This window comes from Alloyangia pacifica, assembly GCF_003111685.1.
GTDB classification, from domain to species: domain Bacteria; phylum Pseudomonadota; class Alphaproteobacteria; order Rhodobacterales; family Rhodobacteraceae; genus Salipiger; species Salipiger pacificus_A.
In genome coordinates this window covers 1214737-1227971 of sequence record NZ_CP022190.1, presented here as the reverse complement: position 1 = coordinate 1227971, position 13235 = coordinate 1214737, and the positions used below count along the sequence as shown (strand labels likewise).

At 62.9% G+C, this 13235-nt stretch carries 10 protein-coding genes and 1 pseudogene; 8 read left to right on the top strand and 3 right to left on the bottom strand.

All coding sequences use genetic code 11. The annotated features are described in order from the left end of the window. The 7 genes from CEW88_RS18670 to CEW88_RS18640 are packed head-to-tail and all read left to right on the top strand — an operon-like array spanning window position 1 to window position 9412. The gene (locus tag CEW88_RS18670; protein ID WP_108969628.1) at window positions 1–1479 is read left to right on the top strand and encodes an MBOAT family O-acyltransferase; all 1479 of its coding nucleotides are present in this window, start codon (window positions 1–3) and stop codon (window positions 1477–1479) included. 10 nt (window positions 1480–1489) lie between these two features. Continuing rightward, a complete protein-coding gene (locus CEW88_RS18665) occupies window positions 1490–2737 on the top strand; it encodes an alginate O-acetyltransferase AlgX-related protein (RefSeq protein WP_108969626.1) in 1248 nt (415 codons plus the stop codon). Next, window positions 2727–3545, top strand: coding sequence for a hypothetical protein (locus CEW88_RS18660; RefSeq protein WP_159099668.1), 819 nt, complete (start codon window positions 2727–2729; stop codon window positions 3543–3545). The genes CEW88_RS18665 and CEW88_RS18660 overlap by 11 nt, the downstream gene beginning before the upstream one ends. Further along, window positions 3542–4909, top strand: coding sequence for an alginate O-acetyltransferase AlgX-related protein (locus CEW88_RS18655; protein ID WP_108969623.1), 1368 nt, complete (start codon window positions 3542–3544; stop codon window positions 4907–4909). The genes CEW88_RS18660 and CEW88_RS18655 overlap by 4 nt, the downstream gene beginning before the upstream one ends. Window positions 4910–4911: 2 nt before the next feature. Continuing rightward, window positions 4912–5556: an alginate O-acetyltransferase AlgF gene (locus tag CEW88_RS18650; RefSeq protein ID WP_159099667.1), complete on the top strand. Its 645-nt coding sequence runs from the start codon at window positions 4912–4914 to the stop codon at window positions 5554–5556. Window positions 5557–5573: 17 nt separating this feature from the next. After that, the gene (locus CEW88_RS18645; RefSeq protein WP_108969619.1) at window positions 5574–8303 is read left to right on the top strand and encodes a tetratricopeptide repeat protein; all 2730 of its coding nucleotides are present in this window, start codon (window positions 5574–5576) and stop codon (window positions 8301–8303) included. Next, window positions 8300–9412 (top strand): alginate lyase family protein, encoded by a 1113-nt coding sequence (locus tag CEW88_RS18640; RefSeq protein WP_108969617.1) that lies wholly within the window; start codon window positions 8300–8302, stop codon window positions 9410–9412. Before CEW88_RS18645 ends, CEW88_RS18640 begins: the two co-directional genes overlap by 4 nt. Window positions 9413–9571: 159 nt before the next feature. Here the strand turns inward: CEW88_RS18640 and CEW88_RS18635 are convergent. Beyond that, window positions 9572–10158 (bottom strand): annotated as a pseudogene (locus CEW88_RS18635) (IS5 family transposase); the annotation flags it as partial. Here CEW88_RS18635 and CEW88_RS25250 point away from each other — a divergent pair. Then, complete coding sequence (locus CEW88_RS25250) at window positions 10042–10467, top strand: BLUF domain-containing protein (RefSeq protein WP_159099666.1); 426 nt, start codon at window positions 10042–10044, stop codon at window positions 10465–10467. The pseudogene CEW88_RS18635 and the gene CEW88_RS25250 overlap by 117 nt on opposite strands. A 512-nt stretch (window positions 10468–10979) precedes the next feature. Here the strand turns inward: CEW88_RS25250 and CEW88_RS18625 are convergent. Both CEW88_RS18625 and CEW88_RS18620 read right to left on the bottom strand, forming a co-directional pair. Beyond that, entirely contained in the window at window positions 10980–11468 is a 489-nt protein-coding gene (locus CEW88_RS18625; RefSeq protein WP_108969613.1) for a GFA family protein, read from the bottom strand. A 329-nt stretch (window positions 11469–11797) separates the two neighbouring features. Next, window positions 11798–13120 (bottom strand): mechanosensitive ion channel family protein, encoded by a 1323-nt coding sequence (locus tag CEW88_RS18620; protein WP_108969611.1) that lies wholly within the window; start codon window positions 13118–13120, stop codon window positions 11798–11800. Window positions 13121–13235 lie beyond the last annotated feature (115 nt).

Below are 13235 nucleotides of genomic sequence, written 5' to 3'. Positions count from 1 at the left end.
ATGGTCTTCGCTTCCGAAACCTTCCTCTTCCTCTTTCTGCCGCTGTTCCTGGTGGCCTACTATCTGACCCCGTCCAAGGGTCGTAACCTGACGATCCTTCTGGGCAGCTACGCCTTCTATGGCTGGTGGCGGATCGATTTTCTGTTCCTGCTCATCGCGACCACGGTCTTCACCTGGATGTGCGGGCGCATGGTTGACAAGCGCCGCGACGAGGGGCGGGCAAAGCCGTGGCTGGTGCTCGGACTCGTCGGCAACCTCGGTGTTCTGGGGATCTTCAAGTACCTCGGCTTCTTCATGGACAGCCTGACCGGGGCGTTCGGAACGACGCCGGATCAGATCGGCTTTCACTGGCAGATCATCCTGCCGATCGGTGTCAGTTTCTACGTCTTCCAGTCGATTTCCTACCTCGTCGATGTATGGCGCAAGGATGCGCCGGCGGACACCGGACTGATCGATTTCGCGGCCTTCATCGCGCTCTTCCCGCAGCTGATCGCCGGTCCCATCCTGCGGTTCAAGGATCTTGCCGACCAGTTTCGCGACCGCCGTCATACGTCAGAGATGTTCACCGACGGCATGGCGCGGTTCGTGATCGGCCTGTCCAAGAAAGTCCTGCTGGCTGATGCCGTGGCACCGCTGGCGGACCTGGCCTTCAACAATCCCGACCCGGCCTCGCCGCTCGCCTGGCTTGGCGCGGTGGCCTACATGCTGCAGCTTTATTTCGACTTCTCGGGCTACTCCGACATGGCGATCGGCCTCGGCATGATGATGGGCTTCCGCTTCACCGAGAACTTCGCGACGCCCTATATCTCGAGGTCGATCACCGAGTTCTGGCGCCGCTGGCACATCTCGCTGTCGGTCTGGCTGCGCGACTATCTCTACATCCCGCTGGGCGGCAACCGTCACAGCACCGCGCGGACCTACTTCAACCTGTGGATCGTCATGGTGCTGGGCGGCATGTGGCACGGGGCAAACTGGACCTTCCTGGTCTGGGGCGTGTGGCACGGAACCTGGCTGGCCCTTGAGCGCGCCCGCTTTGTACCGCGCGGAGATGGCCCCCTGTCGCTGGCGCGAACCCTTCTGGTGGTGCTGATCGGCTGGGTGTTCTTCCGGGCGGCGGACATGGGACAGGCCCTCGATGTGCTGGCGGGCATGGTCGGACTGCACGGCATGGTGATGCCCTTCGACATCGCGGTGCAGATCCGGACCGAACAGCTGATTTTCCTGTGCATCGCGCTGCTGATCGCTGCCTTTGAGCCGAGGCTGAACCTCTGGGTGCGGTCCGTCTGGGCCAGTGCGCCGGGAAGCACGATGGGCGGCGGCACCCCCGAGGTGGCCGGATCGGGAGGCGCGGCCAGCGTCGCATCGACCAATACGCTCGGCGCGGTCCTGTCCAGCTTCGTGATCGCGGTTCTGCTAGTCGCCTGCGTGCTGCGCATCGCCGAAGCCTCTTCCACCCCCTTCCTCTACTTCCAGTTCTGAGGCGAGACCTATGATCGTAACCATCGCACGCATGGCCATACCCGCAGCTCTCCTCGCCTACTCGGCGTGGAGCGCCGCGGACGCGCTGCCGAACGTCGGTGCGCAAATAGAGCAGGCGCATTGGACCGCCGAATCCTGGTTCGACGGAAAAGCATCCGCCGCCATCGACTCGACGTGGAGCGATGCGCTGCCGCACCGGGACTTTGCCTCCGGGATCGTCGGCGCCGGGCGCTGGCTGGCCCTTGGCGAAGGCAAGGACGGTGTGGTGCCCGGCCGCGACGGCTGGCTGTTCACCGCAGAAGAAGCCCGCTCCATGCCGGAGCCGCTGTCGGCAAGCCTCGCCCGCATCGCGGTCCTGGAAGAGACGCTGAACGAAATGGGCGTCTCTCTCACGATCGTCCCACTTGCGGCCAAGGCCGACATCTACCGCGACGAAACCCGCAACCCGTCGATGGCCAATGACCTCGAGGCCCGCTACGACCAGGTGCTCGCCTCGCTGCGGGCGATGGGGATGGACACCATCGACAGCCGGACCGCACTGGTGAGCGAAGCCGAGGTGTCGCAGGTCTTCTACGCGTCCGACACGCACTGGACACGCGACGGTGCAGCAGCGGTGGCGCGGGCAATCGCCGCGGATCTTCCGGGCGGCGACACCGTGTTCGAGCCCGTCGAAACCGAGACAGTGGCGTTCCATGGTGATCTGACCAAGTTCATCACCACCGAGGCGTACGCCAACGCAATCGGACTCAAGGAAGAGACCGCACGCCTGTTCAAAGCCGAGGCCGCCGCTTCGGAAGATGGAGCGGATATCTTCGGCTCCGGCGACGATCTCTTCGCGGCCTCCGCCCTGCCGACCGTGCTGGTCGGGACCTCCTATTCGGCGAACCCCGACTGGTCTTTCCAGGAAAGCCTGAAGATCGCGATGCAGAGCGACATCGTGAACTACGCCGAAGAGGGACGCGGGCCCGTGAAGCCTTTCCTCAAGATGCTCGCCGACCCAGCGTTCCGCGATACGCCGCCGCAGCGCGTCATCTGGGAAATTCCCGTGCGCTACCTGTCCGACCCCAGCATCTGGGAGCCGGAAGAGGCGCAGAAGGATCAGCCGATCCTCGCGGGCGGAATGCTGACCGACGAGTTGGCGCGCATCGACGCAGACGCGCCGGTGAGCCTGCAGGCCGCCGCGCCCGACGCCGCGGGCCATACCGGCCAACTGGCCTCGCTCGATCTGAACACCAAAGGAGAAACCCATGTCGACTGAGACAATCCTGACCCATCAGACCGTCGCGACATGGTCCTCCTTTCCCGAACACGCCCGGTCTACTTTTCGGAATAATCCGAACGGTCTTCGCTCAAGGTCGGGTGTGGTGCTTCTCCTCGTTGGTCTGGGCTTCGGCCTCGTGTCGGGACCGGCCAGCGGGGAGAGCATTTCATCACCATTCGGTGTCAACGCCACACGGGAGCTGCCAAGCGTGCAGTTGCGGCAGACCCGCCGCGACATGCTTGCGGAGCGGCATGTCAGCTACGGCCGGTTGCGCAATCTCGCGGATGCGGGCGACGGGCTGGCGGCATGGGCCATCGGCCAGAAGCTCGAGGCCATGGACCGTCCCGAGCTGGCGTCCGACGTCGCACATTACTACGCCACTGCCGTGATCAGCGGACGCCTTTTCGCAACGCCCCGGCTCGTCGATGCGCTCGATGCCGGGCTCGAGAGCAATGCGTTCGAGAACCAGCCGACGCGTCTGCGCAGCATCGGCAACGCGCTCGAATTCGCGGCGAGAAACGGCGAAGCCAAGGCGGCGGCGCGGCTTGCCCGTGCCTGGCAGGATGGCGACGTCTTCGGGACGACAGATGCCGAAAAGAGCGAGCGCTACGCCCGCATGGCGGCAGCCGACGGGCACAATGACGCAATCGAGCTGATCGTCCGCCAGAAAATCGTGGCGCGCGATGTCGAAGGCACCAAGGAAGCCATCAACCTTGCCGGTTCGGTAAACGACCTAGGAATGGTTGCGCTGGGACAAAACCTGCTCCGCGAATTGCAGTCTGATCAGGCAGGGGAAATCGAATGACCCTCATACATCGTTCCAATCTGACCGTTTTCGCCATGGTCGCGCTCGGGCTGTCCGGCGCTGCTTCGGCGGGTGCAGCGCAGGAGTCCAGCTTTGGCTGCGCCGGCCTGGAACAATCCAGCCTTGTGCGTGCCGAAGAGGGCAAGGATGGCGTGTTCTATCGCGTCGCGACCGATCTTACGATGGGACAGATCATCAACCACCGCGCAGCCGATGCGGTCGCCCGCATCGCACGCGCCTTGGAAGAGCAGGGCACGACCCTGGTCTTCGCGCCGGTCCCGACCAAGGGGCAGGCCATGCCCGAAGACCTGCCGTCGAAGTCCCTCACCACCGGATATGACGTCGCAAAAGCCCGTGCCGAATACGCCGTGTCGATCGAGAACCTGCGTGCGAGCGGTGTTGTCACGGCCGACATCCTGACACGGATGCTGGACACGTTCGATCCGGCGGAGGTCGCCAAGTACGGGACGGAAGACACCCCGTTGTTCTTCCGGTCCGACTACCACTGGACCTCCGAAGGCGCGCGCCGTGCGGCGCGGGCCGTCGCTGATCAGATCGTCAGCCACCCGGGTTACGGTGATCTGACCCCGAACAGCTATCAAACGCGGCAGGTCGGCGAGCTCGAAGGCTTTTCCAACATGCGCCGCGCCATGCAGCGCCAGTGTCGCGACGCCCTGCCCGAAGTGGAGAGCATGGGGTTCGAAACCAACGCGGACACCACCCCTGCGCAGGACGACGCTGGCCTGCTGGACATTTTTGCGGGCGCCGAAGAGCAGAGCCAGGTCGTTCTGCTCGGGACGTCCTTCTCGGACAACTCGACCAACAACTTCGCGGGCTGGATTTCCCAGTACTCGGGGCTTGAGGTGCTGAACTACGCCGTGACCGGTGGCGGCCAGTACGGGGCATTGATCTCCTATCTGACCTCGCAGGACTATCTGGAGCAGCGCCCGCGCTTCATCGTCTGGGAAAACCCGATCTACACCGATCTGCTGCAGTTCGGCACGGGTCCGATCGAAGAGCTGACGGCGGCTGCCTCCGCAGCCTGCTCCGATCCCCTCAAGGTCACCGCCACCTCTGAAACCCTTGAGGCGGAGCTCGGTGGCGCGACATTCGACACCGACGATGCGATCCTGGCCCGCTTCGGGTCTGAAGGGCCGCGGAACGCGGAATTCACCCTCGTGACCACGGATGGCGTGTCGCGCCGCTACTTCTCGAACCGTGATGACCGCCTGCGGGCAACCGGAAATTTCTGGCTAGGGCTCGGGCCCTACGTCGATCTGCCGATCGAGAGCATCAAGGTTGCTTTCGACCGACCCATCCCCAACGGCGCAAGCCTGAGCCTCTGCCCCAACTTTGGAGAATGAAGATGAGCGACTTCAACTCGACCAAAATCCGCACTGTTGTTTCCGCGATTGCCATGATCGTTTTTGGTCAGGCCGCGGCGGCGCAGGATTCCCAGCTGTATGACAATGCGGCAAATCCCGACGCGGGCTTCCTGCGCGTCATCGCCGTACGGGATGCGTCGGCCATCATCGCGGGCGAGAATTTCTCGGATCTGGGGGAGGGCGTTTCTCCTTACGTGACCATCGAGGAGCCCGGCACAGTCAGCGTCTCTGCGGCCGGTGTCGACGGAACAGCCGAGATTGCCAAGGGCAGCTGGAACAGCTGGCTGGTCACCGCAGACGGCAAGGGCGTTCTGGTGACCGATCCGCTGGGTCATAGCCCCGCGCAGGCGGACCTGACCTTCTACAACATCTCCGACAAGCCGGAGGTCGACCTATACGTTCCCGCCGCCAAGCGGGTGGCGCTGGAGGGTGTCGGCGAAGGGAGCGGCGACTGGGTTGCCCTCAAGGCGCCGCTGTCGCTCGATTTCGAGGCGCGCACTGGCGACGAGACGCTGGCGGCTGTGTCCGCCGTGGCGCTGGCGCGGCGCGAAGGCACCACCCTCGTGTTCAGCGGGACCAACGGAAACTACCAGCTCGTGGCGCTGAAAGCGTCGCAGGTCAATTGAGCCAGAGGGCAAAGCGAATGATGAACGTGACTCCGATGCGCATCAGGCCGCTTCTGCAAAGCGCGCGGTCTGCCCTGCTGGCCGGCACATTCCTGGCTGTCGCGGCCCCGGTGATGGCCGCTGGGCCGGTGAAGGTCGATTTCGAACCGCCGCAGATCGACGCGCAGCCGGTCTGTGAAATCCGCTCCCCCGACAGCGTGATCACGACCCGTTGGGACGGGTGGGATGGGCAATCCCTCTCTGGCATGGACTCGACGCTTGTCCGCCGCGACATGCGCCGTCTCATGGCGATCGACCCCGTGAAATGGCTGCCGGTGGGAGAAAAGGTCGTCGCGCTGTTGCCGACGATCGATGCGACCTACGACGGCGACAAGCAGCTGATGGAAACCATCGAAATGCGGCTCGAGGCCGGTCAGGCGGCGGACGTCCGCGCCGAAGGGCTGATCAACAAAGCGCTTGCCTCGACGGCTGCCGAACAACCGCAGAACCAGCGTCGTCTGGGCGAATGGCTGATGCAGGGCAAAGGTGTCGCGCCCGATCGGGACCGTGGTCTGCACCTGATCGTTGCGGCCGCGCGTGGGGGGGATGCCAACAGCCTTTTGAGCATTGCCAACCTTCAGCAGCGCGGCGTCGAAGTGCCGGGCTGGAACGTCGAGCCGAAGATGACGGTCATGATGGGCTTTGCCTCGCAGGTCGGCCGGCTGGACGAGACGATCTGCGACCGTGTCGTGAACATCGCCCGGGCCTACCGGAACGGCGACATCGTGCAGATGGACAATGCGCTGTCTGAACGGTGGTTCCGCTTTGCCGCGGACCTCGGCAGCCCCGACGCCGCGTGGAGCGTCGCGGACATGCATCTGCGTTCGGAAGAGATCTCGAAGGACAACGAGGTGATGCTGCACTACCTCGGCATCGCCGCGACAGGCGGCGATCCGAATGTGCTCATCCAACTCGGCCGCCTGTATGAAGACGGCGCCTTGCTGGAGCGCGACCTTGGGCAGGCCGAAGAGCTTTACCAGCGCGCGGCCGCTTCGGGGGATCGCGCCGGGATGGGTCGCCTGACGCTGTTTCTCGACAGGCTGCGCGAGGCCAATCCGGCGCGCACCGAGGACTATGACAAGGCGCTCACCGCGCTTCTCGAGAGCGACAATGCGCCGGGCTGGGCCTATGCCAAAGCCGCGGATCGGGTTCTGGCGCGCGAAGGCCGCTGGGCCGGCGAGCAGACGGCCATGGACTACTATGCCAAAGGTGTCGCCCTGGGGGACCCCGAAGCGATCCGCCAACGGGCTCTGCTCAACATTGGTCTTGGCGACGCCGAGTCCTTCTATTCGGGCATCGACGACCTGATCTTCTCCGTGGAACAGATTGGCCGCTCGGGTCCGGTCAACGATCTGATCCAGGCAAACCTGTGCCAGGCGCCAGACGCGCCCCTCGTCGATCGGGTCGAGTATTGGGCGTCGCTGGATGGTGCGGAAACCGAAGCGCCGGCCCCAACGCTCGCGGAAACGATGATCCGTGCCAAGGACGGTGTCACCCCCGTCTTACCGTATCACATGATGAGCACCGTCCTCGACCATGCGCAGGCCGTTCTGCCGGAAGACGCCTCGGCGAGCGACCTGACCGCTCTGGCGTCAAACGACACGATGTCTGCCGCCGAGCAAACCTACTGGTCGTTGATTGCGGATCGTGCGGCGGCCGTGTCGCCCGAGGATGGCAAGGGATGGGTCGATGCGCTGGGGGACAATCTGGCGCTGCGCTTCGTGGACCGCTTCCCGCAGGGCAAGGACGCTGAAGCGATCGCACTGCATCTGGCAGCACAAGGCTACGGCCGCGCCATGATGCTGCTGACGACCATCGATACCGAGGCCTACCCGGCCCCGGCAGCCATCGCGCGCGAGTTCGGCTCGGTTATCGCGGCGCGCGGCGATTTCGAGGCAAGCCTTCTTGGGCTGCGCTACGCGGACGGCCTTTCGGACGATCAGAAGGCCAGTCTGATCCGGCATGCGCGTGCAACCACCACTTGCACCTTCAACGAGGGACTGCAGATGGCCGAGGCGCTCGCGGACCACGGCTCGCCGGATGAGTTCGCGCAGTGGGTGCGGATCTCGAAAGAGCTGGTAAAGTCCGAAAGCGCATGGTCGCACACGAACCTCGGCGATCTCATCTTGGCGCATGCCGACATGCTGGGTGACGATGCCGCCGATGACGCCCGCAACCTTTGGCTGGCCGGGTATGAAAAAGGTGACCGCCCCGCCGTGTTCCGCCTGATGACCGAGGTCGAACAGCCCGAGACGCCGGGCTTTGATCCTGAAAAGGCCGCGGAATACTACGTGGCCCTCGCCGAACGCTCTGCTCCTGATCAGCTGCCGTCGGTGCTCGGCAAGCTCGCGAATGCGCAGCCCGACATCCGGCAGGACGTCGAGACGCGCGTCGATACCGACGCCCTGTGGCTGGCGGCTGCAGAAGCCGGCTCGTCGGAAGCCATGCTGCACCATGCACGCCGACTGCGGGCTTCGGCGAGCAATCAGGCGGATATCAGTGAAAGCGGCGTATGGCTGCGCCGCGCCGCGGACGCCGGCAGCGACGCCGCAATGGTAGAGCTTGCCCGCAGCCTCGCCTTCGGCATTGGCGCCGAGGCCGATCCCGAGGCGGCGCGCGACTGGCTTCAGAAGGCGGCCGCCCTAGGTAACGAGGACGCCGTTTCACTGATGAACTCGATGCAGATCGCGGAGGTCTCCACCCAATGAAGGGAACTTCACTCACAACGCTTGCGGTTCTGGCTGCGCTCCTGCCAATGAGCCCCTCATTTGCGCAGGAGGACGAAAAGGCCCCCGGGATCGACCCGGTTGAACTGTCCGGTACGGAGGGGTCGGTTCCGCAGGCGGAGGAGGAGATGACTGCAGACGCCGGCGCGGAGTCCGATTGCATGGAGCCGGTCGAGCCCGTCGTGTCGCTGAGCTACGGCAGCCGATACACCGAAGACAGCGAAACCCGGTCGGATTTCGACGAAGACGCCAATGCCGCGGTGAACGCGGCGCTCGAACCGGTCGACGACTTCATCTCGGACCTGACGCGCGAAAGCAATCGCGCCCTGACCCGATCTGGGGACCGAGGCGTTGCAGCGGCCGAATGCCTCTACGAACGCCTTGTGCCCTGGGCCGAAGCCGACGCGCTGTCGGATTTGACCACGATGAACGCGAACATCTCGGCTCCGAGCCGCCTGGGCGGGATTGCCTTTGCCTACAGCAATGCGCTGACCGTGGCAGAGCCGACCGAGGAACAGCAATCGGTCATCGAAGGCTGGCTCGAGGAGCGCGCGAAAGCGACCATGGCCTATTTCGACGAGGAAGCTCCCCCCCGCGCGTCGCGGAACAATCTGCGGCAATGGGCGGCCATGGGCGTGACCCGGATCGGCCTGACGACCGGAGACGAGGAGCTGGTCGCGTGGGGGCTCGAGACCGTCGAGCATACCGCCTGCATGGTGGAAGAGGATGGCGCACTACCCCTGGAAATGGAGCGCGGCGATCTCGCTCTTCACTACCAGATGCACGCCGTTCAGGCACTGGTGATCACCGCGGCCCTACTTGCGGAGGATGATCCCGAGATCTTTGACGTCTGCGATGGCGCGATCAAGAGGGCTGTCGACTACACACTGCACGGCTTTGAGAACCCTGAACTGATCGAAGCCCGGACCGGCCGCGAGCAGAAGATCGATGACGCGCCGGAGAACTTCGAAATGGCTTGGGCCGTCGCCTATCTCCGGTACCAGAATGACCCGGACCTCGAGGAGCAAATTGCTGACATAGACAATCTGTCAAACTCCAAAATCGGAGGTGATCAGCGTCTGATCTGGTGATGCGCTCGCTGTCTGAAGATCGTCTCCTGGCAGACAAGAAGCGTCGCACCGTCGTGGATCAGCCGAATGTCGATCGGCTCGAGGGTCCAGGCATGACGTTTCGCACGTTGGTGCTGAGCCCATTGCCCGTTTGACTAGGGTCAGGACTAGTTCTCTCTCTCAAAGCCAGAAGATTACGATCGCAGCGAGTGCGATTGCTGAGAAGAAGGTTTGCGGGCAGCGGTCATAACGGGTCGCAACCCTCCTCCAGTCCTTGAGCCTGCGGAACATGATCTCGATCCGGTTGCGACGTTTGTATCTGCTCTTGTCATACCGGACGGGCGTCTTCCGTTTCTTCCGGCCCGGGATGCAAGGACGTATCTTCTTGTCCTGAAAGGCTTCTCTGAACCAATCGGCATCATAGCCACGATCTCCGAGCAGCCACTTCACGTTGGGCAACCCGCTGACCAGGGCACGCGCCCCGATGTAGTCGCTGACGGGTCCGGCAGTCAGGAACAGGTCGATGGGTCGGCCCTGGCTATCGCAGATCGCGTGCAGCTTCGTATTCATGCCGCCTTTGGTTCGGCCAATCAGACGCCCACGCCCCCCTTTTTGACGCCCAGGCTGGACGCCGTACGATGGGCCTTCAGATGAGTTGCGTCGATCATCACGGTCGTCTCCTCACCGTGCTCGGCCGCCAACCCCGCCATGATCCGGGCGAAGACACCCCTGTCGCTCCAACGCTTCCAGCGGTTGTAGAGCGTTCTCTGATTGCGGCCTCGTCAAGAGTGAGGGGCTGTCCGTTGGTGTCTCGAGATCAAGATCGTTCGATCTATGTCATGGCGCGGGCGATGAATCGGTCACTGGGCGTAAGCGGCACTCTGCACCGGCAGCTACATATCTTTACGCAATACGTCGAAGGGCCCGTCGCTTCTATGGCTAAGGTCAAGGAAGACATTCTGCGTGATCAGAGGCACCGAAATATTCAAGGTGTTTACGACGGGCCGATAGCGGAGAGATCTTTCAGAGATTGGGCGATGGGCTACACGTCTGAGAAAGATACCTGCTGGGAATAATGGGCGAAGACGAGTTTTGCACCGAGAGATATCCGGCTCGCAAATCTAGATCAGATCATTTCTTTTTTCCGTTATGCTCATCTCATGGAAGCGCGGGACGCCGATACGAACCGCCGCCAAGTGGAGAACATCTGCGGTTTCGCGAGGTTGATCCGAAGAACGTTTCGGAGGCATTTGCCGCGACCATCCACTTCTCCGGACGATCATAAGAAAGAAGCCGGAGACGGCTGAGGGTGCCTATTGCGCTGTTATGGCCGAACGGGCAAATTCAGCGCGGAGGACCCAGAACTCTGACGCTTGGCTCGCGCTGCTAGCCGGGCCTAGGGGAGCCAACTGGAGCGTCCGCAACCAAGGATGAGCCGGCTGTACGTGTTCTCTAGACAGGAGCGTGTCGCCGCTCGCAGCCGTCGCCTCGAGGTGCTTTTCCGGCGAAGCGGACCATCATTCCAATACCATTGGACGAGCGAGGAGCGGACAATGCGGTCATCGCACAACTCCAGAACGAAGACGTGTTAGGTTCCGATCTGGTGCGGCGATGCATGAATTCTCGGTTCAATCGGAGTGCCATCGTTTTCAGTTGCGTGGCGATCAAATGTTTTGACCCCGGGAGGAAGTATCGTACCAGGCCGTGCTTCGCTGACAAAAATATGTTTACTGTTTTCAGGCGAGGCCATGATCGCGTTCGGATCGTCAAGGGTGCCGACATAGATGCCCAAACGATCCGGCCATCTCTCAAAGGTCAACGCCAACTTGGTCCCGCATTTAGAGCAGAAGTGCACGTGAATGTCTTTGCCGCTTCCATCTGAAGGCAGCGTGTAGACGGAAGGCCGCCCATCCGTGAAAGCGAATTGATCGTGCTCGAAAATAGGTTCGATCATCCGGTCTGAACCAGTCGCTCGTTGGCAGAACCGACAGTAGCAGATCGTTACCCAGAGAGGAGGGCTTCCGGTATTGTATTCGACTTCGCCGCAAAGACAGCGTCCCTTGTGCCCAATTGGCATGTCTATCTCCTCTGAAAAAATGATCTATCAAACTCTCCGGAGCCTATCTGGAACTCTGAGAAACCACAAAGCCCAAAGATCGTTCTGGGCTCGGAGGGGTCGATCGCTGCGCTCAGCCTGAACGGCAGCTTCCGAGAAATGTGTTCAGCGATGCGATGTCGGCTACCTGCAGCTTCGCTGCCGTTCGTCCAAGACGCAGCGAAGGTCGGCTTCCCGCCCTTCTTGTCAGAGCGTTCAGATGTGCAACGGCTGGCACAAGCGGCGGTAGTGGGCTGATGGCGGTTCGTCATGCCGCCTCGGCCTAATCAATCTGCATGAGCGCCCGCCACCTATTCACGCGGCGCGCTCCTCGCGAGGAGGTCATCACTGTCTTGGCGCTCAGCATCGACCAAGGGAATCAGCGCCGCTTCTTCTGACTTGTGAACCGAGGGCTCCGGTGAGGCAGAGCTCGCCTGCTGCATTGGCGCTTTGCGCGGTGGTGGTTCGAAAGGCGCCGCTGGTAGTCCCGCCCCTTCGAGGCGAATGCGATAAGTCGTGTCAGGAATCGCCACGCCGGCTTCTTCGATAGCGGTCTTGACCAATCGAATGGCATCTCCGCGTGCCGTGGAAAAGCCGGTCGCGGTCTGGTCGACCCAGCCGGTCACACGCAGGATCGCACCGGACTCGGTGATGTTTTCGATCCAGACGAGCTCTTCCGGGTCGTCCAGCACGAAGGGCAGCGCCTTCAGCGTTGCCTGAGCCAGGCTGCGCGTCGCCTCGAGATCAGCATCAGGGTCAATGCCGATGTCGAACATGAACCGCCGCGCCGGAAACTGCGTGTAGTTCACGATCTTACCCTTGAAGACAGTCGCATTCGGAATGCGGATGTGATTGCCGTCGAGCGACAGCAAAATCGTCGCGCGCGAGGTCAGTCGGATCACCCGGCCTACGTCGCCTTCGATCTCGACCAGGTCGTTCGGGCGGAAGGGTTGGCGCAGGCTCAGCATGACGGACGCTACGAAGTTCTCCACCGTGTCGCGGACGGCAAAGCCGATGGCCAGGCCGATGATCCCCGCAGCGCCGAGGATCGTGCCCAGCAGAGCCGCCGCCCCCACGACATCCAGCGCAACCACGATGCCGACGATCCCGGAGGCCACGCGGAACGCCTGCCGATAAAGCTCGGCGATGAAGGCATTGGGCGAGATGCGGTCCCAGAACCGCATTCGCGCCACGAGGATGCCTGCCGTGAGGATTACCAGGAAGGCCACGAACGCCAGCAGCAGCAAGGGCAGACGGGAGATCAGTTGCGCGACCCGTGCCCGGAAGCGATCAACCGCGGGATTGATCTGATGGGCGAGGTCGTCCGAGGCCGTGAGCGTGTTGTTCACCGCAACGACTCCCTCGAGGCGCTCGGCAATGCTCTCGGCCTTCTCGCTGATGGATGGGTCGGTGACATTCCCCGTCAGCGATACGACACCGGCGTCGACGCCGACCGTGATCCCGCCGAATTCCAGAGCCCTGAGGATTGCCCGCAGGCGAGTTTCAACGGCCACGTCGTCAGGTACGTCCTCGACCGCAAGCGTCGGTAACGCATCGGCCTCGGTCACGACATTCTGGGCCAGTATCTGGCAGGGGGCGAGCATGAGGGCGATGCAAAGGAGGACCTTGTTCATGCCTCTTCCAGATAGCGTATTCCATCGAAGCGCCAACAGGCCGATCGGCACCAATCTGGCAGCGGTGCGAGTCCAGACTAGCGAGTCGGTGCCAGCTTCCATTGCGGCATCTTCC